Consider the following 23899-nt stretch of genomic DNA (forward strand, 5'->3'; position numbering starts at 1 on the left):
CAAAGGAGACACCCCGTGAACCATCTGATGAGTCCGCTGATCCAGCGGGCCGCCGACGCCCCGGCCATCAAGCCCGCCGTGGAGCTGGGCACCCCGCTGCTGCTCACCATCGCGGCGGTGGGCATCGCCATCCTGCTGGTGATGATCATCCGCTTCAAGATCCAGGCCTTCGTAGCCCTGCTGACCGTCAGCATCCTGGTGGCCGTGGCGGCAACCATCCCGCTGCAGGACATCTTCACCGTGGTATCCGGCGGCGTGGGCAGCACCATGGGCAAGGTTGCCATCCTGATCGCGCTCGGCGCCGTGCTGGGCCGCATGATCGAGGTATCGGGCGGCGTCCAGTCCCTCGCGGACCACTTCACCCGCAAACTCGGAGCCCGCCGCGTGGCCGTGGCGCTGACCGCCGTCGGCTTCCTGGTGGCCATTCCCGTCTTCTTCGAAGTGGGCATCATCGTCCTGGTGCCCATCGTCTACGCCTTCGCCAAGATCGCCAAGGTCCACCCGGTCAAGTTCGGCCTCCCCATGGCCGGCATCATGCTGGCCATCCACGTGGCAGTGCCCCCGCACCCGGGAATCGTTGCCGGCGCCGGCGTGCTGGGCGCGGACATCGGACTGATCGCCCTGATCTCGCTGTTGATCTGCATCCCGCTGGGCTTCCTGTCCTACTGGGTGGCCTCCATCATGAACCGCAAGGACTACGAGCTGCTGCCTGCAGTCAAGACCCAGGTGGAAGAGTTCGGCTCCGACTCCCTGGTCAAGGTTGGCCACGACGGCCCCGGTGCCGCAGCCATCGCTCCGCCCCGGCCGGGCCTGATCATCTTCCTCATCGCAGCCCCCATCGTGCAGATCCTGCTCGGCACCGTGGGCACGCTCATGATCCCCAAGTCCGATCCGCTGTACGGCCTCGCCGCCTTCATCGGCAACCCCTTCCTGGCCTTGCTGGTGGCCGTGGCGCTCTCCTTCTTCCTGCTGGCGGTCCGCCGCGGCTGGTCCTTCAAGGAAACCGGCGAAATCTTCGAAGGCGCCCTGCCTCCCATCGCCTCCATCCTGATGGTGGTGGCCGCCGGCGGCGTATTCGGCAACGTGCTGCAGGTTTCCGGCATCGGCTCCGCGCTGTCCAAAACCTTGGACACCCTCGGCGTGCCGCTGCTCCTCCTCGGCTTCATCATTTCGCTGGCCCTGCGCGCCGCACAGGGTTCGGCCACCGTGGCCATCGTGACCACCACCGGCCTGCTGTCCGCAGCAGTCAGCGGCGGCGGTTACAGCCCCGCACAGATCGCCGTGATCGTCATCGCCATCGGCTTCGGCGCCCTGGGCCTGTCCCACGTGACGGATGCCGGCTTCTGGGTGGTGGTGCGGTACTACGGCCTCACCGTCTCCGACGGCCTGAAAACCTGGACCGTCCTGACCACCATCCTGGGCGTGGCCGGTTTCCTCCTGACCTTTGTCGCCTGGATCCTGGTGGGAGGCCTGGGAGCCTGATGAAAACCCGTCTGGACCACCTGGTCACTTCCGCCCTGCAGCATGGTTCCGCCGTTCCGGCCTTCACCTGCTACGACTTCACCACCGCGCTGGCCGTGGTGGGCGCCGCCGAGGAATCCGGCAGGGGCGTGATCCTGCTGGTGGCACCGAAAACCGCCGCCACCGCGAACGGCCTCCGGCTGATCTCGGCGCTGCGCGGCCTGGCCGACGCCGCTGCCGTGCCGGTCGCGGTGCAGCTTGACCACGCGTCAAACCTCAGTGTCATGGCCGACGCCGTCAGGGCGGGGGCGGATTCCGTCCTCGCCGACGGTTCGTCCCTGCCCTACGAGGACAACATTGCGCTGGTCCAGGCTGCGCGTGCCATGCTGGGCTCCGACGTGGTGCTTGAAGCCGAACTCGGCGGCCTGGCAGGCGACGAGGACCGTGCGTTCTCCGCCGACCAGCCGGCCGGCCAGTCCGGCGGAGACGCTGCAGGCCTGACGGACTCTGCGCAGGTGGAGGACTTCGTGTCCCGGACCGGCGCCGAACTGCTGGCCGTGGCGGTGGGCAACGTCCACGGCAAGTACAAGGGCGAGCCACGGCTGCGCTGGGACGTGCTACAGGACATCGCCGCCCGGATCCACATTCCGCTGGTGCTGCACGGCGCCTCCGGCATCCCCGCGGAGGAACTGGTCAAGGCCGCGGCCATGAACGTAGGCAAGGTCAACTTCAACACCGAACTGCGGACCGGCGTCCTAGCCACCCTCCAGGACCAGCTTCCCGCGCACCGTGCCGACGGGGAGAACCTGCAGGGCCTGCTTGCGCTCTGGAACACGTCGGCGAAGGGCTTCGCGGCCACCACGCTGGCCACGCTGGCGCGGTAACCTTCCACGAACGGGAGGCCAGGATCAAGCAGCCGGTCCTGGCCTCCTCCCTTTCCTTCGCCCGCCTGCCCGCGGGATGAAGATCCAACGGGAGGCTAGGATCAAGCAATGATCCTGGTCTCCCTTCTTTTTGCCTTCCTTGCCGGAGCGCTGCACGTCTTCATTTTCACCATGGAGTCCTTCACCTGGACCAGGCCCGCCACCTGGAAGCGGTTCGGGATTGCCTCCCAAGCGGACGCCGAGACCACCAGGTCCCTGGCCTACAACCAGGGCTTCTACAACCTGTTCCTGGCCATCGGTGCATTTATTGGCGTGGGGCTCGTGGCTCTTGGCGGTGCGGGAACCGTACAGAACGTGGCAGGCTGGACCCTCATCTTCAGCTGCTGCGGTTCCATGCTGCTGGCCGCCGCCGTCCTGGCCTTGACCGGGCGGAAGTACCTCCGCGCAGCGGCCACCCAGGGCACCACGCCGCTGCTCGCCGTCGTATTCGGGCTCCTCGCAGTCCTGCAGTAGCGGCAGAAGGGGCGGAAGTCCTTAAACCCCCGCAGGCAACAAGGCAGAATGGAGCCGTGGGCAGCGTCGAGCCGTTGTAGGTCCCATGCGCAGCACCGTGGGGCGGGGGACAGGAACCGGGGCGGACACGGCGGACCGTGATCCGGCCATCGACCTTGTGCGTTTCATCTGCCTGGCGCTGGTGGTGGTGGGGCATTCCATGATGGTCAGTCCGGTCCTGCACGTGGACGGAACGGTCACCACCGAGAACACCCTGGCCCAGCAGGACTGGTTCGAGCCCATTATCTGGATCTTCATGGTCATGCCCCTGTTCTTTGTCACGGGCGGCATCACCGGACTTCAGTCCTGGCGGCGGCTTGAGGCCGACGGAGGCACCGCGGCCCAGTTCATCCGGGCCAGGCTCCTGCGCCTCCTCCGCCCCGCCACCCCTTTGCTCGCAACGATGGTGGCAGGGTTGTCCGTCGCGGCTGTCCTGGGGGTGGACCCCCAGGTGGTCCAGCTCATGGCCGCGGGGGCGGCCATGCCCCTCTGGTTCCTGGCCGCCTACCTCGCGGCTCAGCTGAACATCCCGGTCCTGGCAGCGCTCCATACCCGGGCTCCGTGGCTGTCCCTGTGCCTGCTGGCAGGGCTGGTGGTTGCCGTGGACTGCCTCCGGGGAGTTCTGCCGGATCTCGCCAACGCCAACCTGGTATTTGTGTGGTGCACGGTCCAGCAATTGGGTTTCCTGGCCGCCGACGGCTACTTTTCCCGCCTTTCCCGTTCCGGGCTGGTGGGCCTCGCCGTGGCTGCCCACCTGCTGCTGGGCATCGTGACCGGGCTGGGGCTGTACCGCGGAAACATGCTGGTGAACCTCAACCCGCCCAACCTCACCCTGGTGGTCCTGGCCGTGGCACAACTGGCCACTATGGACCTGGCTCGTCCTGTGCTGGAACCACTGGCTGGGATTCGCTGGATCAGCCTGCTGCTGGCCCTGGCCGGCAGCAGGTCATTGACCGTCTACCTGTGGCACCTGCCGCTGCTGGTGGGCATGTCCGGGCTGCTGCTCCTGGCCCCGGTTCCCACGCCCGCTTCCGGCAGCGCCGAATGGTGGTGGTCCAGGCCCCTTGTGGTGATGGCGCTGGTGGTGCTGCTCCTGCCGGTGGCTGCGGCCTTTGGCCACCTGGAGGAACGGACGAAGGCGAACCCCGCCGTACACTTTCGGCCCACCAGGGCGGTCGCCGCCGTCGTGGTGGTCCTGATCCCCGTGGCGGATGCCGCACTCAGCGGACTGTCACTGGCGCTGCTGGCGGCCGGGACTGCCTGCTTTTCGGTGGCGATCGCTTTGCTGGACGGATTCCCGGTGCATCGCCGGGACCGACGCCGGGGGCGCCATGGCCGAAGGACCATTGCCACCGGACTGAAGTAGTGCCAGTGTCGAACCATGACCGAGAACACCACGTCCGCCGAGGACGAGTTCACCGCAAATGTTTCGCTGCGTCGCAATGACGAACAGCACCGGTACGAACTATTGGTGGACGGCAGGCTGGCTGTCCAGTCCTTCTTCCGCGACCTTCCCGGACACATCGATTTCACCCATACGGAGACCGGCCGGGATTTTGAAGGGCAGGGCCTGGGAAAGGTCCTGGCGCACTTTGCCCTGGATGATGTGGTGGCTACGGGCAAACGGATCATCCCGCATTGCCCGTTCATTGCGGGCTACCTGCGCAAGCATGACGGTTACGGGCAGTTCGTCGACTGGCCGGAAGGATGATCCCGGGCCGGCAGCGTCAGCGCCGGTGGTGGGTTAGCTGGCCAGGGCCTGGTCGGTGACCGACAGGGCGGTGCCTGGATCGTCGATGGTGAAGCCGCAGGCGCAGCGGTAGGTGACGATGCTCTTCGGGACGGATCCAGCGCGCAGCGACACCACGGTGTTCCCGTCGACGTAAACAGGCTGCCGTACCGGAAGCTCGTCGTGATCAACCGGCTGCATGGGCGTACGGCAGTGCATGCGCGAATCCAGGGTCATCAGCAACCCTGCGTCAACGGCTACGGTGCCGGACAGGGGCTGCCCAGCTGCCTCGGTGCGCTCCCCAAACGCCGTCAGCTGGTGGTCAATTGCGGTGGTCATTATGTTCGTCCTTGGGCTTCTTCACGGAGCCGCCGGCGTCGGCAGCCCCGCCGCGAACTGCTTGCGGAGTTTCATCTATCCCCACAAGCAAAGCATGCTTATTATTTGATGCACAAGTTGCGGGTGGGACGTTGTTGCCCAGCCGCGCCGCCGCTGCCAGTGCCAGCCCGCAAAATACTCCCGCTGGCTAGGCTTGCAGCATGACGTCAACCAGCACCCGCACCACAGCTCTCGTTACCGGCGCCAGCGCCGGCCTGGGCCACGAATTCGCAAAGCAACTCGCCGCCCAGGGGTACGACCTGGTGCTGGTGGCCCGCAATGCCTTCCGGCTTGAGGCGACGGCAGAGGAATTCCGGCGCCGCTATGGCATCTCGGCTGAGGTGCTTCCCGCTGACCTGACGCAGGACGGCGACGTCGCCGCCGTCGTCGAACGCCTTGCGGACACCAAGCGGCCGGTGGGCATCCTGGTGAACAACGCCGGAATTGGGCTGCTGCACAACTTCGAGGACAATCACGCCGCGGAGGAGGTACGCCACCTGAAGCTGCACGCGGAAACGTCCATGGTGCTCACCCACGCCGCCCTCAAGGGAATGCTGGAACGCGGCGAAGGCAGGATCATCAATGTGGCCAGCGTGGCCGCGTTCCTGCCCCGCGGCACCTATTCCGCGGCGAAGGCATGGCTGGTCAGCTTCAGCCGGTGGGCCAACCTGGCGTACCGGAAGCGTGGCATCAAGGTCACGGCCGTGTGCCCCGGCTTCACCCACACGGAGTTCCATGACCGGATGGGAATGGATAAGTCGGTGGCTCCGTCCTGGACATGGCTGCGCGCCGAACGAGTGGTCAGTGAAGGACTGGCGGACAACGCGCGTGGCAGGGCGGTGTCCGTCCCCTCCAAGCGCTACAAGGTGGTTGCAGCCGTGGCCAAGGTGGCTCCGGCGCGGCTCATGGCCGGACCGGCGCGGAAGCCGAAGTAGGCCGGAGTGCCTGGCGGGAGGGCCGGTCAGGGCGCCCCGCGCCGCGCGCCCGGCCTGCGGACGGCCACCACCACCAGGATCCCCAGCGCCGCGCCCACCAGCGTCTCCACGGCCCGCTCAAGAATCAGGACCCGCGGTTCGGACGGGGCGGCCAGCTGGGTTATCAGCAGGATGACCGGGGTGAACCACACCATGGCCAGGCCGTAGTGCCGGGTCATGAAAAGTTCGGTGGCGAACTGGAAGACGATGACCAGCAGGGCCAGCACCATGGCCCGCTGAGCCGGCTCCTGCAGCGCCGGGTAGAACGCCGCCAGGGTCCAGGGCCCCGGCAGGAGGACGACGGCGGTGACCGCCAGTCCCCATAGCGTCCCCACGATGCGGTGGACACCCCGCCGGACGCTGCTGGGCAGGTCTGCGCCGGCCAGGGGGACAGCCGCGGCAGCCATGGCCCAGTGGGGATGGCCGCTGCCGCTGAGAACCCCTACGGCGCCGGCGGCACCCACGGCCAGCACGTAGCGGGCGGCGTGGACCGTCAGTTCCCGCCGGCCTGCCGCCGAGCGGGCCGGGACGTTCCTGGTGGCGCCCGGCTCCCAGGACCTCCGGCGCATCCAGCCGCTGAAGCCCACCAGGATGGAGAACACAGAGGACCCCACTGCTATGAGCATGGCTGCATACCAGGGGACTGCGGTGGGAACGGAGGCACACGCGCCAAGGGCGAGGATGCCGAAGAACGGCCCATTGGGTTTCAGCCGCACCCTGTCCGAATACACCGACCCGACGCCGGCGAGCGTAGCTTCCACGGCCACCAGCCACCAGGAGTGGATGTGGTTGATGGACAGCGTTACTCCCACGGCCACGCCGGAAAGCAGTACCAAGGCACCCTGGCCTTGGTGGCGAAGCCGCAGTTGGTGCGGCTCCAGGCGGCCATACATCCCGGTGAGTGCGCCGAATACGGCGTAGATGATCAGGTCAGTGTGGCCCGCGGCCAGCAGGAGCAGCGAAGGGGCGGCCACGCTAAGGGCAACGCGGAGCGCCGCGAGGTGGTCTCCGCTGGCGGGTTCCAGCCGGTGGAGGGCGCGTACCTGCTCCTTGACGCGCTTCATGTCCCAGCCTGTCCTGTTTTTGTTGATGCACTGCGGCCCGAAGGCCCTTGCGAACGTATCACTGCGTCCCGGGTGCCGCCACACGCCGGCAGTCACGGAAAGACATCCGGCGGGGACGCAAAAGCCCGTCCCGCATGCTCCCTTGAAGAAGCACGCGGAACGGGCTTGTGAGCGTGGGCTACAAGAATGCCCTGGCCGCAGGTCCCCTACGCGCCGGCCGGAACCCCGCGGTGGGACTGGGGGCCGGTGCCGTCCTGGGTTTCAAACGGAAGCTCGTCCAGGTTGATCAGCGGATTGTCGTCCTGGGTGGCCACCAGTTCCTTGGCCTCCGCCTCGGTGTCAACGCTGGGCATTGATCCGGGAAGGGGCCGGTTGGCGGATTCCTTCAGGAAGTAGATGGCCACGGCGCCGGCCAGCGATGTTGCCATCAGGTAGTAGGCCGGCATCATGTCGTTGCCGGTCGACTTGATCAGCAGCTCCACGACGAAGGGCGTGGTCCCGCCGAAGATGGCCACCGCGAAGTTATAGGCGATGCCCATGGCTCCGTACCTGCTGGAGGTGGGGAACTGGGCCGGCAGGGCAGAGGCCAGGTTGGCCACGTAGAAGGTGACGGGGAATGCCACCAGGGCCAGGCCCAGCAGCGTGGACCAAATGGCGCCAATGCCGATCAGCAGGAAGGCCGGGATGACCAGGACGATGGTGCTGATAGCGCCGATCCAGAGCACCGGGCGGCGGCCGATCCGGTCGGACAGCTTGCCGGTGAGCGGGATGCAGAGGCTCATGACCACCAGGACGGGAATGGTCAGCAGCGTGCCGTGGAGCTCGTCGTAGCCCTTGGCAGCGGTCAGGTACGTGGGCATGTACGACGTGAGCGCATAGCCAGCCGTGTTGGCGGCGGCCACCACGATCATGGCAACAATGATGGGGCGCCAGTAGGCCTTGACGATCCCCACAGGTCCCTTGGTTGCGGCAGTGTCGCCGTCGGAGGCATTCTTGGCGTTTGCTTCCTGGGCGTCAAGGGTGGCCTGGAACTGCGGCGATTCCTCGATCTTGCTCCGGAAGTACACGGCGATCAGGCCCAGCGGACCGGCAAGCAGGAACGGGATGCGCCAGCCCCAGTCCTCCATGGTTTCCTGGCCCAGCGTTATCTGCAGGACAGAGACCAGGGCGGCGCCGATGGCGAAGCCCATGTAGCTGCCGAGGTCCAGGAAGCTGGCGAAGAAACCACGTCGTTTGTCAGCGGCATATTCGCTGACGAACGTGGTGGCGCCGGCGTATTCGCCGCCGGTGGAGAAGCCCTGGATGACCTTCAGGAGGACCAGCAGCGCGGCCGCCCACAGTCCGATCTGGGCGTACCCGGGCAGGAGGCCGACGGCGAACGTGCTGGCCGCCATGATCATCAGCGTGGTGGCCAGGATTTTCTGCCGGCCCACCTTGTCACCGAGCCAGCCGAAAACAACGCCGCCGAGGGGGCGAGCAATGAAGGTTGCCGCAAACGTGCCCAGCAGGAACAGGTTCCTGGTGGTGGGATCCGATTCCGGAAGGAACACCGGGCCCATGGTGGTGATGAGGTAGCCGAACACGCCGACGTCGTACCATTCCATGGTGTTTCCGACGATGGTGCCGCCGAGTGCCTTCTTCAGCATCGGCTGGTCAACCACGTTGACGTCAGATTCCTTGAGGCGGCGGCGTGGCAGCAGCCTGGGCTTCTTGGCGGCCGTGGCGGCTGCCGGGTCAGTTCCGCGGGCGTTCCTGGCGCCTGCTGGAGAGTGGTTACTGCTTCGGTCTGTGGGCATTTGGGCAACTCCTGTGGAGGTCATTTGCTTGCGACTTGTAGCTGCCCCGCTCCGGGCAGGCCTTCAATTTTACGGGATGTCTGTGGCGTTTGCTCGGTCCGATGGCGTAGCATGCTCCCTTTTGGGCCGATCCAGGGCCGCTTCCGGGAATCATCCGCCCCGGCTTTTTCCGCGCTATCACTGGGAAGCAGGCTGATGATTGGCGCCGTTACCAAAAATTTTCCAAAAAACTCTCTTTTGAGGCGGCTGCGGCGGGATTTAGCCGGCAAACATGGCCGGGACAGAGCTGCCGGCGGGGGTTCACAGGAGGGCTCGACGTGCCTATGGTAGAGCGATGAACACACTTCTTTCCGGGCAGTAGTGCAGGCGCGCCCGGGCGCTCTGATCGGCGTTTCGTTTCACGGAAGAACGAGGGAAGAAGGGAAAAACCAAAATGGGTGAAGAATCCAGCCAGTTCCACATCAAGCCTGAGGTGGCAGACCACTTGGCTGCGGCAATGGACGCGCCAGTGGCACCTGGCCCGGCAGCAGCCGGTGCACTTCCGCTGGCAGAGCAGGGCAGGTGGCCGGACGGCATGGGGAAGCGGCGGCATCCCAAGGACCGGGCCGCAGGCCATGGCCGGATGGGTCACGAAGCAGCAGTGACGGCGGTCCACCGCACCGGCCGGCCCCAGATGCCGCACTCGTCATAACAGCCGGCCTGCGCGGGAATCCAGCAGGATGACGCGCGTTGTCCGTATCGCCACGCACAGTACCTGGCGCTCGCGAAATATGGGGGCTGCCAGGTAATGTGCGCGTCGCTGACCTTCAATCGCGTCGAGAGCCCCTTCCCGGGCACCGGATTTCAGCTTTCCCGCACCACGTCCGAGGGGTTCTTGTCCACGCGCCAGCCCCGCCACCGCGGGTGCCGAAGCCTCCCTTGCCCTGTCCATTCGCTGTAGGTCACCTCGCCCACAAGCTGCGGTGCCACCCAGTTGGCGTCGGCGGAATCCGGGCGGGGCACCTCGTGGAAGGGCGAAGTCTTCCGTCCAAGCCGTTCCACCGTCCGGCGGAGTTCCGTGAGCTCCCGGCTGCTGAAACCAGACCCCACGCGGCCCACGTATTGCAGCCTGCCGCCGTCGGGAATGCCCACCAGCAGCGATCCCACCGTGTCCTGCCGGCCGCCTTTTCCGGGCCGCCAGCCGCCCACCACCACTTCCTGGGTCCGCTCCGTCTTGAGTTTGATCCACGTCCGGGTGCGCTGCCCGCTCACGTACCGGCTGTCCGTCCTTTTGGCCATCACGCCTTCGAGGCCGAGCTCCCGGGCGCTGTCCAGGAGGAGCTCCACGGATTCTGCGAGCACCGTGGACAGGTGCACCGGGCCGCCGGAGGGGCGGAAGAACTCCTCGAGCCGCTGCCGCCGTGAGCTGAGCGGCAGGCGCCGGAGGTCCTCGCCGTTGTCGAAGAGCAGATCGAACAGCATCAGCTGGACCGGGATGGCGTCGCGGGCCCTGGCGATTTCGGCCGCCTTGGTGAGCTTCATCCGTCCCTGCAGCAGGCCAAAGTCTGGCCTGCCCCCGGGCCCGGCGGCGATGATTTCACCGTCTGCCACGAACGGCTGTTCCGGCCAGCAGGACCGGTCCGTGAGCTCGGGGTAAGTCTTTGTGACGTCATTGCCGTTGCGGGAGAAGATCCGGACCTTTTCGCCGTCAGCCACCAGGAGTGCCCGTACTCCGTCCCACTTGAGCTCGTACTGCCAGGTGCTGCCCTGCAGGTCGGCAATGTTCCCGGCCGTGGCCATCATGGGTGCGTAGTCCAGCGGGTCGGCGTTGGTGCCGGGGTCCGCGGCAGGTGCGGCAGTTTTTTCCGGCCCGGCAGCCGCGGCCGCCTTTGCCGCCTGGACTGGCTGCCGGCGTCGTCCGCCCGGGTGTTCCCGGTCCATCCGGTGGATGAGCCATTGGTTTTGGCCTTCCTTGCCCTGCCCGTGTCCGGTGTGGATGAGGGCCACCTTAGTGCTGCCGCCCAGTCCGCCGCCGTCAGATCCCGTCAAGGTGACAATGACTTCCTTGCCGTTGATCCACTTGTGCAGCTCGTAGGTGCCGGTATCCCAGATGGTCATGTCGCCGGCACCGTATTGCCCCTTGGGAATGGTTCCGTGGAAGGTGAGGTAGTCCATGGGATGGTCCTCGGTCTGGACGGCCAAATGGTTCTTGTCCCCGGCCTCGGGGATGCCTTTGGGTAGGGCCCACGATGCCAGGACGCCTTCGTGTTCCAGCCGCAGGTCCCAGTGCAGGCGGCTGGCGTGGTGCTCCTGGATGACGAAGCTGTTGCCGCCGGCCGGAACGCCGGCGAACGGTTCGGGAGTTTCCTTGGGATCGCGCATGGAGCGGTACCTGCCCAGGCGGGCGTCGCCGTCGTCTGCGTCAATATGCTCCGCCCCGCCGCCCGCAGCCCCGCCGCCCGCAGCATTGACGACGGCGGCGAACGGGTCCTTGCCGTCCCGCACCCGCCGCAGCACCTCCTGGTAGTCCAGCTGCTTCAGCGCGGGGGACTGGATTTCCCGCCACGTCCTCGGCGCGGCCACCATGGGTGTGGGCCTGCCGCGCAGCGAGTAGGGGACCACCGTGGTTTTCGCCGCGCTGTTTTGGCTCCAGTCCACCAGCACCTTGCCCGTGCGCAGCGACTTCTTCATGTCGCTGACGGCGAGGTCCGGGTGGTCGGCCTCGAGCGCGCGGGCCAGTTCCCGGGCGAAGGCGGAGATCTGGTCCGAGGTCTGGGTACCGTCCAGCGCTGCGTAGAGGTGGATGCCCTTGCTGCCGCTGGTCACCGGGACCGGGTCCAGGCCCACGTCCTGCAGGATGGACCGGGCCAGGAGGGCCACCTCGCGGCACTCCGGCAGCCCGGCGCCCTCGCCCGGGTCCAGGTCCAGCACCAGCCGGTCCGGATTGAGCTGGGTGCCGTGCGAATCCACCCGCCACTGCGGCACGTGGATCTCCAGGGAATTGATCTGCCCGAACCACGCCAGCGTGGCGGCGTCATTGACCAGTGGGTAGTGGATGGTGCGGTCCTTGTGCGTGATCGCGGCCCGCGGCAGCCAGCCGGGCGCCGAGTCCTCAAGGTCCTTCTGGAAGAACACCTCGCCCGGTTTGTCCGCGGTGCCCACGCCGTTCACCCACCGTTTCCGCGTGGCGGGCCGGTTGGCCGCTGCCGGGATCAGGACGTGCGCCACGGCGGCGTAGTAGGCCAGGACGTCGGCCTTGGTGGTGCCGGTCTCCGGGTAGATGATCTTGTCCAGGTTTGTGAGCGTCAGTTCGCGCCCGGCTACACGGACACGTTCCCGGCTACCTGCCACGGGTCTTCACCTCCGGCCCGCTCTGCTGTTGACTGTAGGAATGAGAGCCATCTGGAAAGGTGCCATCGCGTTCGGACTGGTCAACGTGCCCGTGAAGGTCTACAGCGCCACTGAGGATCATGACATCAGTCTGCACCAGGTTCACAACGCCGACGGCGGCAGGATCCGCTACCAGCGCCGGTGCGAAGTCTGCGGCGAGGTGGTGGACTACTCGGACATCGAGAAGGCGTTCGAGGAGGACGGCCGGACGGTGGTGCTGTCCAAGGATGAGCTGAAGTCCATTCCTGCGGAAAACAGCCATGAGATCGAAGTGGTGCAGTTCGTGCCCTCCGATCAGCTTGAGCCGATGATGTTCGAGAAGAGCTACTACCTTGAGCCGGATTCAAAGTCGCCCAAGGCCTACGTGCTCCTGCGCCGTGCGCTGGAGGACACGGACCGGGTGGCGGTCGTCCAGTTCGCCCTGCGGGAGAAAACACGGCTGGGTGCCCTGCGGATCAAGGACGACGTCCTGGTGCTGCAGTCCCTGCTATGGCCGGATGAGGTCCGTGAGGCAAGCTTCCCGTCCCTTGAGGCCGATATCCGGATCTCCGCCCAGGAACGGGACATGTCCGCGGCGCTGGTGGAATCCATGGCCGCCGACTTCGAACCCAGCTCTTTCACCGATGAATACCAGGTCCAGCTCCGCCAGCTGATCGAGGCCAAACTGGAGCAGGGCGAATCGCTGGACACCGAAGAAACCTTCGGTGCCGAGGCCGGGGAAGGCAGCAAGGGCGAGGTCATCGACCTCATGGAGGCCCTCAAACGGAGCCTGGACAGGAAGCGCGGCGGGGACGCCGCGGCCGCGGGCGGAACTTCCGACGACGACGCCGGCGCCGGGGATGATGAAGCTGCGGCTGCCACACCGGCCCGCAAATCCTCAGCTGCGAAGACATCCGGTTCGAAGGCAGGCGGTGCCCGATCGTCCACAACGAAGGCCCCGGCCGCGAAGACCGGAACGGACGACGCGAAACCTGCCGCGAAATCCACGGCGTCCAAATCAGCAGCGGCCAAATCCACACCGGCCAAATCCACGCCTGCCAAATCGACGGCCGCCAAGTCCACCGCGGCTAAGTCCGCCGCCGCCAAGCCGGCCGCGAAGAGCACCAGGGCGCGAAAGCCCGCCTGACCTGCCGGCGGGGGCGGGGCTGCCCGCCCAAAAGGGTGCAGCCCTGCCTTTACACCGGCTCCCATCGCGTCCACAATGAGTCGCACCACAGCCTCCGCTGTGCCAACAGCGTGCTGTCACCGATTTGGACCGGACACGTGGAGGGGCACTGACATGAGCCAGCAGACGGATGCAGCGGAGGCGGACCGGGAGCTCAAGAAAAAGCACCGCGCCATGTGGGCGTCGGGGGACTACCCGGCCCTTGCGGACGAGATGCTCCTGGAACTGGGCGCCGTCCTGGTGGAAGCCAGCGGCATCAGGCCCCGGCAACGGGTCCTGGACGTTGCGGCCGGGACCGGCAACGCGGCCATCCCGGCAGCGATGATGGGCGCCAAGGTGGTGGCCAGCGATCTCACGCCTGAGCTTTTCGAGGCAGGCCGGAGGGAGGCCGCCAACCGGGGCGTCAGCCTGGATTGGCAGGAAGCCGACGCGGAGGCCCTGCCTTTCGGGGACGGAGAGTTCGACGCGGTCATGTCCTGCATCGGGGTGATGTTTGCGCCGCACCACCAGGCCGCAGCAAATGAGCTCCTGCGGGTCTGCAGGCCCGGCGGCTCCATCGGGCTGCTCAGCTGGACCCCGGAAGGTTTCATCGGCCAACTGTTCGCCGCCATGAAGCCGTTTGCGCCGCCGCCCCCGTTAGGTGCGCAGCCGGCACCCCTCTGGGGGAGTGAGGACCACGTCCGCGGGCTGCTGGACGGGAAGGTCACCGACATCCACACCCGCAAGCAGAACCTGGCCGTCAGGAGCTTCCACCAGGCCGGGGATTTCGTCAGGTACTTCAAGTCCCACTACGGCCCCATCATCTCCGTCTACAAATTCCTGGGCGAGGACAAGGACAAGGTGAAGGCACTGGACAAGGCCCTCACGGATCTGGCCGATTCCTTTGCCGATGCGCACGGGGATGCTCCGTTCCAGTTGGAATGGGAGTATCTGGTCTTCACGGCAAGAAAGGCTGCAGCATGACCGAAAACCATGTGGCGACGTCCGTCATCACCATCGACGCCCGGCCGGAGCAGGTGTGGGAAGTGATCACCAACCCCGCCGCCGTGAAGGAGTTCATGTTCGGCGCCATCCTGCACACGGACTGGACGGTGGGAAGTCCCATCACCTGGGAAGGCGAATGGGAGGGGAAGCCCTTCCAGGACAAGGGGCGGATCGTCGCGGTGGAACCGGGCCGGAGGCTGGTCTACACCCACTTCAGCCCGCTGTCCGGCCAGGAGGACCGGCCGGAAAACTACCACACACTCGAATGGACGCTCGAGGACCAGGGCGGCACCACCCGGGTGACGCTGGCGCAGGACAACAACCCCAGCGAGGAAGCTGCCGCTCATTCCAAGGGCATGTGGGACAAGCTCGTGGCGGACGTGAAGGCGCTCGCCGAGCGCGGCTGACTGCTGCCCGCCCGGGTGGGCCGAAGGTTAAAACCAAGCGGCCGCCGTCGGGCGTTTCCCTGGGAAGGAAAGCCCGACGGCGGCCGCCGGCATTGTGCTGCGTGGAGCAGCCCGGCTGCTACTCGGCGTCGTGGTCCGTTTCGAGGATCTGCACCAGGCGGTCCAGGGCGTCGTCTGCGCCGGCACCTTCGGCGCGGAGGACCACCACGTCGCCATGCGAGGCGCCCAGGCTCATGAGGGACAGGATGCTGGCGGCATCCATGGCCTCGTCCGCGGGCTCGCCTTCACGGGCGATGGTGATTTCCAGGTCGAACTCCCCGGCTGCCTCGGCAAAGATAGCGGCGGGACGGGCGTGCAGGCCCACGCGGCTGGCGACTGTTGCGGTGCGTTCTGACATTTTTGCTCCTTTGTCTTGCGGCGTGCTGATGGTTCAGCGCCGGGAAGGTTTGTGGCTGAACCGGCTCAGACGGTTACGGGAACCGGTTCAACCGTATCAACGGTCTTCTTGACTGCCCAGCGCTTGAGGGCGATGACGGAGAGGGCGGTGATCACCACGCCGACGATGATCGAGACAACGAACATCACGAAGTTGTCGATGGCGAAGAAGACGAAGATGCCGCCGTGGGGTGCCTTCGATCCGACGCCGGCAGCCATGGAGATCGCGCCGGTCACCGCGCCGCCCAGCATGCTGGCCGGGATAACGCGCAGCGGGTCGGCCGCGGCGAACGGGATGGCGCCTTCGGAGATGAAGGATGCGCCCAGCAGCCACGCTGCCTTGCCGTTTTCCTGCTCGGCCAGGCTGAAGAGCTTCTTGTTCAGGACGGTGGAGGCCAGGGCCATGGCCAGCGGCGGAACCATGCCGGAAGCCATCACGGCGGCCATGATCTGCCACGGCGCCTGGTTGTCGATGGTGGCGGCACCCAGGCCGGCAACGGCGAAGGAGTAGGCAACCTTGTTGACCGGGCCGCCGAGGTCGAAGCACATCATCAGGCCAAGGATCACGCCGAGGGCGATGGCACCGGCACCGGTGAGGCCGGACAGCCAGGAGTTCAGGCCGTTGGTGATGGCGACGATGGGGCCACCGAGGATCAGGAACATCAGGCCCGAAGCCACCAGGGAGGCAAGCAGCGGGATGATCACCACGGGCATCAGGCCACGGAGCCAGCGTGCCACCTGCAGGCGGCCCACCACGTGGGCGATGTAGCCGGCCAGGAGGCCGCCGACGATGCCGCCCAGGAAGCCGGCACCCATGAACCCGGCGACTGCACCGGCGACGAAGCCGGGGGCGATGCCCGGGCGGTCAGCGATGGCGTAGGCGATGTAGCCTGCCAGCGCCGGGACCAGGAACCCAAGTGACAGGGCGCCGATCTTGAACAGGACAGCGCCGAGGTAGGCACCCAGCGGGCCCCAGGCGTTTTCGGGGAACTCGGTGGGCAGGTTGAACAGGCTGTTCTGGACCACGATGGTGTCCGCGTACTTGGTGATCAGGTAGCCGCCCATGAGGAAGCCGAGGGCGATCAGCAGGCCACCGCCGGCCACGAACGGAATCATGTAGCTGACGCCGGTGAGCAGGGCCTTCTTGAGCTTCTGGCCGATGTGCTCGCCCTTTTCCTCAGCCTCGTGCTCGGCCTGCTCTTCCGCGCCGAAGTGCGGGACGCGGCGGGCGTTGGGGTTCTCGGCGGCGGCGAGGGCCTCCTGGACCATCTTTTCCGGTTCGTCGATGCCCCGCTTTACGGGGGCGTTGATCACGGGCTTGCCGGCGAAGCGCTCCTTGCCGCGCACGTCCACGTCCACAGCGAAGATGACGGCGTCTGCTGCGGCGATGACCGCGGGGTCCAGTGCCTTGGCGCCGGAGGAACCCTGGGTCTCCACCTGCAGGTCAACGCCCGCTTCCTTGGCAGCTGCCACGAGGGAATCGGCTGCCATGTAGGTGTGGGCGATGCCGGTGGGGCAGGCCGTCACGGCGACGAGGCGCTTGGGTCCGCGGGAGGCGGAACCGGTGGATGCCCCTGCAGCGGCACCCGCTGCACCTGCTCCGGCGCCCACGGGAACTGCGTCAGCCGGGGCTGCTGCGGCATGGGCCGCGGGCTTGTCCGCCAGGGCGCCGTCCACGAGGTCCACGATCTCCTCCGCGGAGGAGGCGTTGCGGAGGGCCGCGGTGAAGTCCTTTTTGATGAGGGAGCGGGCCAGCTTGGAGAGCAGCTTTAGGTGCTCCTGGTCCGCCCCGTCCGGAGCGGCGATGAAGAACACCAGGTCAGCGGGGCCGTCCTTGGCGCCGAAGTCCACCTTCGGATTCAAGCGGGCCATGGCCAGGGTGGGGACAGTGACGGCGGCGGAGCGGCAGTGCGGGATGGCAATGCCGCCGGGGATGCCGGTGGCGGTCTTCTGTTCCCGGGCGTAGGCGTCCGCGAAGAGGCCTTCGACTTCTGATGCGCGTCCGGTGGCAGCAACCTTGCTTGCCAGATGCCGGATCACCGTCTCGGGGGCGTTGCCCAGGTTCTGGTCGAGCTCGACCAGGTCCGTGGTGATGAGCTGGGTCACTGTCAATCCTTTCGAAGGGCCGTGATGGTTACGGCATCCGGGGTGGTTTGGTTTACTGCCGGGACGGTGGACCCCGGCAGCGAGGCAGCGGCGGCACCGTGGGCCACCGCCTGACGCAGGCAGTCGGCAGGGGCGGAGCCCCGGCCATGGGCAAGCAGGTAGCCGGCAAGTGCGGAGTCGCCCGCGCCTACCGTGCTGACAGCGGCGACCGGCGGGTGCGTGGCCAACCACGCGCCGTCGGCCGTAACGAGGACAGCTCCCTTGGAACCGAGAGTTGCCAGCACAGCACCCACGCCGGTGCGGACGACGGCGGCTGCGGCGTCGGCAGCAGCAGCCGGGTCCGCTTCCAGTTCGTCACCGGATGCCGGGGGGAAACCGGCGGCTGTTGCCAGCTCAGCCAGTTCCTCGGCGTTGGGCTTCAGGAGGTCCGGCATGCCCTCCGCGCCGCCGGTGAGGGCAGCGGCGAGTGGCAGGCCGGACGAGTCGACGGCGATGCGCGGGGCGGCGCCGTCGAAGGATGAACGCAGGCGGTGGGCCACCGTCGCGTAGAAGTCTGTGGGGAATCCCGGCGGAAGCGAGCCAGCCAGGACCACCCAGGTGGCACCGCGCGAGCTTTCGACCAGCAGCTTGATGAGGGCTTCCTGCTGGTTCTCATCCAGCGCCGGGCCCGGCTCGTTGATCTTGGTGGTCACGCCGCCGGGTTCGGTGAGGGCAACGTTGGTGCGCAGCGGCTCATCGATGGGAAGCGATACGAAGGGCACGGCGCTTTCGCGCAGGCCGGCCAGGACGGGATCGCTGGCCGCGCCGGGAAGCACGGCAAGGGACTCCAGCCCGGAGGCCACCAGTGCGCGGGAGACATTGACGCCCTTGCCGCCGGACTCCTGACGGACGGAGACGGCGCGCTGCACCTCGCCCCGCTCCAGGGGGCCGGGGAGGGCCACGGTGCGGTCAAGGCTGGGGTTGGCCGTGAAGGTGACGATCATGCGATCACCACGTCAACGCCGGCCTCTTCCAGGGCGGCTGCGAGTTCAGGTCCGGGTTCACTATCTGTGATCAAGGTGTCCAGATCTTTCAGGGAGGCGAACTGGACCAGGGTTTCCGTGTCCAGCTTGGAGGAGTCGGCCAGCACCACAATGCGGCGTGCCGACTGGACGAAGGCTGCCTTGACGGCGGCTTCTTCAGGATCGGGAGTGCTGACGCCAAAAGCGGCGTGGATGCCGTTGGTCCCGATGAACGCGATGTCGGGGCGGATCCGGGCGGCGGCGTTTACCGTTGCCTGTCCTACAGCCACCTGGGTGAGGCCGCGGACGCGGCCGCCCAGGATCTGCAGGGCGACGCCGGGGACGTTGGAGAGTTTGCTGGCGATCGGTACGGCATGGGTGATCACCACCAGCTCGTGGTGGGGGCCCGCGGCGTCCGAAGGTTCGACGGCGGTGCGGCGGGCCAGCAGCTCGGCGAGCACTTCGGTAGTGGTGCCGCCGTCCATCAGGACACTGGCGGACGAGTTGCGGGGAATGAGGGAAAGGGCGGCTTCGGCGATCCGGATCTTCTGGTCCGGCCGCTGGATGGCACGTTCGGTGACGCTTTCCTCGGTGGTGCTGAAGCGATCCGCGGCCACGGCGCCGCCATGGACGCGGCGTACCGTGCCGGCGTTTTCGAGGGCGGCAAGGTCCCTGCGAACGGTTTCGGTGGTGATGCGGAAACGCTCAGCCAGCAGGGTCACGCTGACCCGGCCGCTGCCGGCTACAAGCTCGGCAATCTGTTGCTGGCGCTCTTCGGCGAACACGTACCCTCCGTTGCGTAGGTCCTGCTGTGACTCTGTCCGTTGCCCGGCGCTGCGGCCTTGCGTGACTGGAATCACATTGATGTTGAGTTACTTGACTTTATCTTTGCTTCTGTTGGTTTGTCAATGGAAACCAACATGAAACAAGATCCGGCCATTGAAGTGCTTTCCGGGCGCGCGAATAAGCCGGGCCGGACCCGCAATGGTCCAGCCCGGCTTATCGGGTTCACTGGGCGGCGCCCGGGAGGCCCGTGCCGCCGGCGTTCCGGCTAGATGCCGCCGTCCCGGGTTTCGTGGCGGGTGATGCGTTCGCCGGTGTTGGGGTCCACCACCGAACGGGACTCGCTGACCCGGCGGCTGCGGCCCGGGGACGCAAGGATGAGTGATGCGACCAGCCCGATGACGCCCACCGCCATGAGGATGTAGCCGATCAATTGCTGGTCCACGAACGGGATCAGCCCGGGGGCCACCGCCCATGCGAGGATCGCGCCAAGGGCGATGAGGAAGATTGACGATCCAATTCTCATGACTTGCTCCTTATGGCCGCGGCCTGCGCGGCGCTGGTAGGGCGTTGCGGGAAGGTGGTGCATTCACTGCGAAAAGCTAAGCCTGCTGTCTTTCAAGCGTCACGCTACCTCCCGGCGATTACTGATTCAATGACCCGGCCGGGTCGGCGTGCGTCCCTCGTTAGTCTTGACCAGTGGAAACAGTTGTGTGGTCCAAGCCGGAAGGCCAGCGCGCCGGCACCCCTTTGCTGGTGATGATGCATGGCTATGGCACGGACGAGTCCCGGATGGTCCGCCTTTTCGAACACCTGCCGCCCGAATTTACGTTCGCCGCTTTGCGGGCGCCCATGCCCATCGGCGACCACTGGGGTTGGTTCCTGCTGGACTACTTCCTGGCCAATGACTTTGCGGATGTCATCTCCGCTGCCAACTCGGTACGGGCCTGGATCAGCTCCGTCAAGGACCAGCACAGCAGCGTCACGCTGATGGGCTACTCCCAGGGAATGGCCATGGCCAGCACCCTCCTGCGGCTGCACCCGGAGGACTACAAGGCCGTGGTGGGCCTGTCCGGTTTTGTACTCAACAATGAACTCCTCTCCGTAACCGACTCCTTCGAGGCCAAGCCCCCGTTCTTCTGGGGCCGGGACAAGGCGGACCTGGTGATCAACGACGATGCTGTTGCCTACACCGCGGAATGGCTGGAAACAAACACCCTGCTCACCGCCCGGACGTACCCGGGAATGGGGCACGCCATGTCCCGGACCGAAATGGTTGACGTCAGCGCCTTCCTGCGCCACTACGTGCTTCGCTGACGATGAACTTGCCCGGAAACGCCCAAAAAACAGTTGCCAGCGAAATTTGCAAGCGCTTACACTCGTCTACGGCCATGATCGGTCCTGCAGTGGGCGGACAAGGAAGTAATGCTGCGCGCATGTGGCGCAGCTGAACCCTCCTTCAGGCTGCCCCGGCAGGGCCGGCTGTCCCAAACCGAAAGGACACCGCACTGCCGATGACTTCCCAAACTGCAGCTGACACCGCCGGCTGGACCGGCGCCGCAGCAATCCTGTTTGACCTGGACGGAGTCCTGACGCCTACCGCCACCGTGCACGAGCGTGCTTGGCAGGAACTGTTCGATGGTTACCTGGCCTCGCATCCGGAGGTCCCGCGGTACCGGGAAAGCGACTATTTCGACCACATCGACGGCAAGCCCCGGTTTGACGGGGTGCGCGACTTCCTGGCTTCGCGGGGGATCACACTGCCGGAAGGCCCCCTTGACGACGACCCTGCCCACGAAACAGTCCAGGGCCTGGGCAACCGGAAGAACGCGATCTTCAATGACATCGTGAGCGCCGGCGTCGAACCATTCCCCGGCTCCGTGCGTTTCCTCGACGCCGCGCTGGAACGCGGACTCAAGGTCGCCGTCGTCTCCTCCTCCCGCAACGCTCCCGCCGTCCTGAAAGCCGCGGGACTCAGCCACTACTTCCCGGTGGTGGTGGACGGGGTGGTGGCCGCCGAACAGGGACTGCCCGGAAAACCAAGCCCGGCGACCTACGAATACGCGGCCAAGCTGCTGGACCTCTCCAGCCCGGAGTGCGTGGTGGTGGAGGACGCCGTGTCCGGGGTGCAGGCCGGACACGCGGGATCGTTCCACTCCGTCATCGGCGTGGACCGGGGCGCGGGCCGCCAAACGCTCCTGGACGCCGGCGCCACTCTGGTGGTCAGCGACCTGCAGGAACTCGTTCCCTAAACCACCGGTCTCAAACCGTTGCCTTCCCCGGGGCAACACCGCTGCTTCCCCGGCAGCACCCACCCCAGCACTCCCCTTCCCCAACATTCCGTACCGGCCAGCCCGGCACTACAGCAAGGCCAAAAGGAAACACCGACCATGGCACTGATTACCGCGGACCGCGAACGGTTCCCCGACACCCCCTGGCAGCTCGTTGAAACACGCTACGAAGCCGATGGCGGCGGCACCCTTGAAACCCTGTTTTCCCTGGGCAACGGGCATTTGGGCATCCGCGGCGCACACTGGGCGGCGGCCGACGCCGGGCTGCCCGGGAGCTTCATCAACGGCCTGCACGAAATCTGGGACATCAAACACGCGGAAAACGCCTTCGGGTTTGCCCGGACCGGCCAGCGCATCCTTTACATCCCGGATGCCAACAACTTCGCCGTAGTGGTGGATGGCGAAAACCTCAGCCTCTCCGAGTCGGAGGTACTGGACTACCGGCGGAGCATCGATTTCTCCACCGGCCTTTACGAATGCCGCATCACCTGGCAGTGCCGGTCCGGGGCCACTGTCACCACCACGGAGCGCCGGGCGGTGGGCTACGAGTCCCGCGGCTGCCTGGGTATTTCGCTTGAGGTGGCCGCGGACCGGCAAATCTCGCTGGATGTCACTTCCGCGGTGATCAACCGCCAGGACCAGCCGGTGGAAGACCACTCCGTGCACGATCCCCGCCGGGCCGGCCGGCATGCCGGGCGCGTGCTGATCCCGCTGCGCCTGGACGGAGGCGATGGCTCGCTGCGGTTGTCTTGGGAGGCGGCCGAATCCAAGCAGCGGGTGGGGATCGCGGTGGACCACTGGACTTCCCCGGGGCACCAGCCGTTCGAGACGGTGGTGGACCAGGACGACAGCTCCGTCCGCTATGTCCTGGCCGTTGATCCCGGCGACCCGTTCCGGCTGGAAAAGAGCGTCAGCTACGCGGCCGGCCGCACCATCCAGGATCCGGAGGTGGATGCCGCCGCGGTGGCCGAAGAGGCGCTCCGCCCGGTGGACAGCATCTTTGCTGAAAGCATGGCCCACTACCGCGGCTACTGGGCCACATCCGACATTGTGGTTGAGGGTGGCCGGCCCGGACTGCAGCAGGCCATCCGCTGGAACCTGTTCCAGCTGGCCCAGGCCACGGCGCGTGCCGACGTGGCAGGCATTCCCGCCAAGGGCGTGACCGGCTCGGGCTACGAGGGGCATTACTTCTGGGACCAGGAGGTATACCTGCTGCCGTACCTCACCTATACCAACCCGGACGGGGCCCGGCAGGTCCTCGAATTCCGCCACGGCATGCTTCCCGAGGCACGGATCCGTGCCAAGGAATTGAGCGTGGACGGCGCCCTCTTCCCGTGGCGCACCATCAACGGCCTGGAAGCCAGCGCCTACTACGCCGCCGGCACCGCACAGTTCCATATCGCCGCGGCGATCGCCTTCGCCACCAACAGGTACCTCTGGGCAACGGGGGACGCCGCGTTCCGGGACGGATTGGGCGCCGATCTCTTGATCGAAACTGCCCGGATGTGGATTTCGTTGGGCTTCTTTGGCAAGGACGGGCTCTTCCACATCCACGGAGTCACCGGTCCCGACGAGTACACGGCGGTGGTGAACGACAACCTGTACACCAACGTGATGGCCCGCTTCAACCTCCGCGCCGCGGCCGCGCTCCAGCACGGCGAAATCACCCAGGAGGAACGACAACTGTGGGAGGCCGCCGCCAACCGCATGCACCTGCCCTTTGACGAGCGCATGCAGGTGCACTCCCAGGACAACGACTTCATGACCCTGGAGGCCTGGGACTGGACCACCCCGCGGTCCAAGTACCCGTTGCTCCTGCACTTCCACCCGCTGGTCATCTACCGGCACCAGGTGCTGAAGCAGGCGGACACCGTCCTGGCCATGTTCCTGCAGTGGCAGGACTTCACGGCCGGTGAAAAGCAGCGGGCCTTCGACTTCTACGATCCCATCACCACCGGCGACTCAACACTGTCCGCCTGCGTCCAGGGGATCATGGCAGCCGAGGTGGGCTATTCCTGGGAAGCCCTGGACCACTTCACCAACGCCGCGTTCATCGACCTGGACGACACCCACGGCAACACCATCGACGGCGTGCACATCGCTTCCACCGGCGGGGTGTGGAGTTCGCTGGTGTGCGGGTTCGCCGGCATGCGCGACCAGGGGCCGGTCCCGTACTTCGATCCCCGGCTGCCCGTGGAATGGGAAGGGCTCGCATTCAACCTGAAGATGCGGGGCCGGCTCCTGCTGGTCCGGCTTTCAGTCGGGGCCATCACCCTGACGGTCCAGGAAGGCGGTCCACTGGAGGTGGACGTCCGCGGCCAGCGGCTGATGGTGGGCAACGAACCCGTGCAGGTGCCGCTGGAGCGCGTCGCGGAACCGGAGCCCACGGTGTTCCCCAGCGGACTGCCGACGGCGAGCATCCCCGTGGTGCGCGGCAACAACTGAGGCGCCGCCCGGGTTAGCCGGCCAGGAGGGTGGCGGCTTCCTGGCGGGTGGTGCCGGAGTCCTGGATGCCTTCTG

At 66.6% G+C, this 23899-nt stretch carries 22 protein-coding genes; 13 read left to right on the forward strand and 9 right to left on the reverse strand.

Annotated features, from left to right (window positions below):
- Positions 1-15 precede the first annotated feature (15 nt).
- The 5 genes from HNO81_RS15710 (at position 16) to HNO81_RS15730 (ending at position 4608) form a co-directional block, all read left to right on the forward strand.
- Positions 16-1482: a GntP family transporter gene (locus tag HNO81_RS15710; RefSeq protein WP_175319044.1), complete on the forward strand. Its 1467-nt coding sequence runs from the start codon at positions 16-18 to the stop codon at positions 1480-1482.
- Positions 1482-2345, forward strand: coding sequence for a class II fructose-bisphosphate aldolase (locus HNO81_RS15715; RefSeq protein WP_175319045.1), 864 nt, complete (start codon positions 1482-1484; stop codon positions 2343-2345). Before HNO81_RS15710 ends, HNO81_RS15715 begins: the two co-directional genes overlap by 1 nt.
- A gap of 108 nt (positions 2346-2453) precedes the next feature.
- Positions 2454-2858: a DUF1304 domain-containing protein gene (locus HNO81_RS15720; protein ID WP_175319046.1), complete on the forward strand. Its 405-nt coding sequence runs from the start codon at positions 2454-2456 to the stop codon at positions 2856-2858.
- Positions 2859-2943: 85 nt separating this feature from the next.
- Complete coding sequence (locus HNO81_RS15725; RefSeq protein ID WP_175319047.1) at positions 2944-4263, forward strand: acyltransferase; 1320 nt, start codon at positions 2944-2946, stop codon at positions 4261-4263.
- A 15-nt stretch (positions 4264-4278) separates the two neighbouring features.
- Positions 4279-4608, forward strand: a complete 330-nt coding sequence (locus tag HNO81_RS15730; protein ID WP_175319048.1) for a GNAT family N-acetyltransferase — start codon at positions 4279-4281, stop codon at positions 4606-4608.
- Between the two features lie 33 nt (positions 4609-4641).
- Here the strand turns inward: HNO81_RS15730 and HNO81_RS15735 are convergent, their stop codons facing one another.
- Positions 4642-4965 carry a hypothetical protein gene (locus HNO81_RS15735; protein ID WP_175319049.1) on the reverse strand — a complete coding sequence of 108 codons (324 nt, stop codon included), beginning with the start codon at positions 4963-4965 and terminating at the stop codon, positions 4642-4644.
- Positions 4966-5165: 200 nt separating this feature from the next.
- Here HNO81_RS15735 and HNO81_RS15740 point away from each other — a divergent pair, with 200 nt between their 5' ends.
- Complete coding sequence (locus HNO81_RS15740) at positions 5166-5939, forward strand: SDR family oxidoreductase (RefSeq protein ID WP_175319050.1); 774 nt, start codon at positions 5166-5168, stop codon at positions 5937-5939.
- A gap of 26 nt (positions 5940-5965) precedes the next feature.
- Here HNO81_RS15740 and HNO81_RS15745 read toward each other — a convergent pair whose 3' ends face one another.
- Complete coding sequence (locus tag HNO81_RS15745) at positions 5966-7042, reverse strand: FUSC family protein (protein WP_175319051.1); 1077 nt, start codon at positions 7040-7042, stop codon at positions 5966-5968.
- Positions 7043-7248: 206 nt separating this feature from the next.
- The gene (locus HNO81_RS15750; protein WP_175319052.1) at positions 7249-8838 is read right to left on the reverse strand and encodes an MFS transporter; all 1590 of its coding nucleotides are present in this window, start codon (positions 8836-8838) and stop codon (positions 7249-7251) included.
- Positions 8839-9271: 433 nt separating this feature from the next.
- Between HNO81_RS15750 and HNO81_RS15755 the strand changes: the two genes are divergently transcribed.
- Positions 9272-9529 (forward strand): hypothetical protein, encoded by a 258-nt coding sequence (locus HNO81_RS15755; RefSeq protein WP_175319053.1) that lies wholly within the window; start codon positions 9272-9274, stop codon positions 9527-9529.
- A gap of 152 nt (positions 9530-9681) precedes the next feature.
- On the opposite strand, the gene HNO81_RS15760 is transcribed toward HNO81_RS15755, so the two are convergent.
- Positions 9682-12168 carry an ATP-dependent DNA ligase gene (locus HNO81_RS15760; RefSeq protein ID WP_175319054.1) on the reverse strand — a complete coding sequence of 829 codons (2487 nt, stop codon included), beginning with the start codon at positions 12166-12168 and terminating at the stop codon, positions 9682-9684.
- A gap of 40 nt (positions 12169-12208) precedes the next feature.
- On the opposite strand from HNO81_RS15760, the gene HNO81_RS15765 reads away from it, so the two are divergent.
- The 3 genes from HNO81_RS15765 to HNO81_RS15775 all read left to right on the forward strand — a co-directional run bounded on the left by HNO81_RS15765 (position 12209) and on the right by HNO81_RS15775 (position 14763).
- Positions 12209-13333: a Ku protein gene (locus HNO81_RS15765; RefSeq protein WP_175319055.1), complete on the forward strand. Its 1125-nt coding sequence runs from the start codon at positions 12209-12211 to the stop codon at positions 13331-13333.
- Between the two features lie 153 nt (positions 13334-13486).
- Positions 13487-14335, forward strand: coding sequence for a class I SAM-dependent methyltransferase (locus HNO81_RS15770; RefSeq protein WP_175319056.1), 849 nt, complete (start codon positions 13487-13489; stop codon positions 14333-14335).
- Positions 14332-14763, forward strand: coding sequence for an SRPBCC domain-containing protein (locus HNO81_RS15775; RefSeq protein ID WP_175319057.1), 432 nt, complete (start codon positions 14332-14334; stop codon positions 14761-14763). The genes HNO81_RS15770 and HNO81_RS15775 overlap by 4 nt, the downstream gene beginning before the upstream one ends.
- A 118-nt stretch (positions 14764-14881) precedes the next feature.
- Here HNO81_RS15775 and HNO81_RS15780 read toward each other — a convergent pair whose 3' ends face one another.
- The 5 genes from HNO81_RS15780 to HNO81_RS15800 form a co-directional block, all read right to left on the reverse strand.
- Positions 14882-15160: an HPr family phosphocarrier protein gene (locus tag HNO81_RS15780; RefSeq protein WP_175319058.1), complete on the reverse strand. Its 279-nt coding sequence runs from the start codon at positions 15158-15160 to the stop codon at positions 14882-14884.
- A 65-nt stretch (positions 15161-15225) separates the two neighbouring features.
- Positions 15226-17304: a fructose-specific PTS transporter subunit EIIC gene (locus HNO81_RS15785; RefSeq protein WP_175319059.1), complete on the reverse strand. Its 2079-nt coding sequence runs from the start codon at positions 17302-17304 to the stop codon at positions 15226-15228.
- A 2-nt stretch (positions 17305-17306) separates the two neighbouring features.
- Complete coding sequence (locus tag HNO81_RS15790; protein ID WP_175319060.1) at positions 17307-18287, reverse strand: 1-phosphofructokinase family hexose kinase; 981 nt, start codon at positions 18285-18287, stop codon at positions 17307-17309.
- Positions 18284-19090, reverse strand: a complete 807-nt coding sequence (locus HNO81_RS15795) for a DeoR/GlpR family DNA-binding transcription regulator (RefSeq protein WP_175319061.1) — start codon at positions 19088-19090, stop codon at positions 18284-18286. Before HNO81_RS15795 ends, HNO81_RS15790 begins: the two co-directional genes overlap by 4 nt.
- 266 nt (positions 19091-19356) lie before the next feature.
- A complete protein-coding gene (locus tag HNO81_RS15800; protein WP_175319062.1) occupies positions 19357-19614 on the reverse strand; it encodes a DUF6458 family protein in 258 nt (85 codons plus the stop codon).
- A gap of 173 nt (positions 19615-19787) precedes the next feature.
- Between HNO81_RS15800 and HNO81_RS15805 the strand changes: the two genes are divergently transcribed.
- The 3 genes from HNO81_RS15805 (at position 19788) to HNO81_RS15815 (ending at position 23824) form a co-directional block, all read left to right on the forward strand.
- Complete coding sequence (locus HNO81_RS15805; RefSeq protein ID WP_175319063.1) at positions 19788-20405, forward strand: dienelactone hydrolase family protein; 618 nt, start codon at positions 19788-19790, stop codon at positions 20403-20405.
- Between the two features lie 197 nt (positions 20406-20602).
- Positions 20603-21340, forward strand: a complete 738-nt coding sequence (locus HNO81_RS15810) for an HAD family phosphatase (protein ID WP_175319064.1) — start codon at positions 20603-20605, stop codon at positions 21338-21340.
- A 138-nt stretch (positions 21341-21478) separates the two neighbouring features.
- On the forward strand, positions 21479-23824 hold the full coding sequence (locus tag HNO81_RS15815; RefSeq protein ID WP_175319065.1) for a glycoside hydrolase family 65 protein: 2346 nt from the start codon (positions 21479-21481) through the stop codon (positions 23822-23824).
- The last annotated feature ends 75 nt before the right edge of the window (positions 23825-23899 follow it).

Source organism: Pseudarthrobacter sp. C4D7 (assembly GCF_013359725.1).
Taxonomy (GTDB): domain Bacteria; phylum Actinomycetota; class Actinomycetes; order Actinomycetales; family Micrococcaceae; genus Arthrobacter.

What these genes read in the sequence shown, in the direction of transcription:
- HNO81_RS15715 (WP_175319045.1), top strand. Translation starts at nt 1,482, where the DNA reads ATGAAAACCCGTCTGGACCACCTGGTCACTTCCGCCCTGCAGCATGGT.
- HNO81_RS15720 (WP_175319046.1), top strand. Translation starts at nt 2,454, where the DNA reads ATGATCCTGGTCTCCCTTCTTTTTGCCTTCCTTGCCGGAGCGCTGCAC.
- HNO81_RS15725 (WP_175319047.1), top strand. Translation starts at nt 2,944, where the DNA reads ATGCGCAGCACCGTGGGGCGGGGGACAGGAACCGGGGCGGACACGGCG.
- HNO81_RS15730 (WP_175319048.1), top strand. Translation starts at nt 4,279, where the DNA reads ATGACCGAGAACACCACGTCCGCCGAGGACGAGTTCACCGCAAATGTT.
- HNO81_RS15735 (WP_175319049.1), bottom strand. Translation starts at nt 4,965, where the DNA reads ATGACCACCGCAATTGACCACCAGCTGACGGCGTTTGGGGAGCGCACC.
- HNO81_RS15740 (WP_175319050.1), top strand. Translation starts at nt 5,166, where the DNA reads ATGACGTCAACCAGCACCCGCACCACAGCTCTCGTTACCGGCGCCAGC.
- HNO81_RS15745 (WP_175319051.1), bottom strand. Translation starts at nt 7,042, where the DNA reads ATGAAGCGCGTCAAGGAGCAGGTACGCGCCCTCCACCGGCTGGAACCC.
- HNO81_RS15750 (WP_175319052.1), bottom strand. Translation starts at nt 8,838, where the DNA reads ATGCCCACAGACCGAAGCAGTAACCACTCTCCAGCAGGCGCCAGGAAC.
- HNO81_RS15755 (WP_175319053.1), top strand. Translation starts at nt 9,272, where the DNA reads ATGGGTGAAGAATCCAGCCAGTTCCACATCAAGCCTGAGGTGGCAGAC.
- HNO81_RS15765 (WP_175319055.1), top strand. Translation starts at nt 12,209, where the DNA reads ATGAGAGCCATCTGGAAAGGTGCCATCGCGTTCGGACTGGTCAACGTG.
- HNO81_RS15770 (WP_175319056.1), top strand. Translation starts at nt 13,487, where the DNA reads ATGAGCCAGCAGACGGATGCAGCGGAGGCGGACCGGGAGCTCAAGAAA.
- HNO81_RS15775 (WP_175319057.1), top strand. Translation starts at nt 14,332, where the DNA reads ATGACCGAAAACCATGTGGCGACGTCCGTCATCACCATCGACGCCCGG.
- HNO81_RS15780 (WP_175319058.1), bottom strand. Translation starts at nt 15,160, where the DNA reads ATGTCAGAACGCACCGCAACAGTCGCCAGCCGCGTGGGCCTGCACGCC.
- HNO81_RS15790 (WP_175319060.1), bottom strand. Translation starts at nt 18,287, where the DNA reads ATGATCGTCACCTTCACGGCCAACCCCAGCCTTGACCGCACCGTGGCC.
- HNO81_RS15800 (WP_175319062.1), bottom strand. Translation starts at nt 19,614, where the DNA reads ATGAGAATTGGATCGTCAATCTTCCTCATCGCCCTTGGCGCGATCCTC.
- HNO81_RS15810 (WP_175319064.1), top strand. Translation starts at nt 20,603, where the DNA reads ATGACTTCCCAAACTGCAGCTGACACCGCCGGCTGGACCGGCGCCGCA.
- HNO81_RS15815 (WP_175319065.1), top strand. Translation starts at nt 21,479, where the DNA reads ATGGCACTGATTACCGCGGACCGCGAACGGTTCCCCGACACCCCCTGG.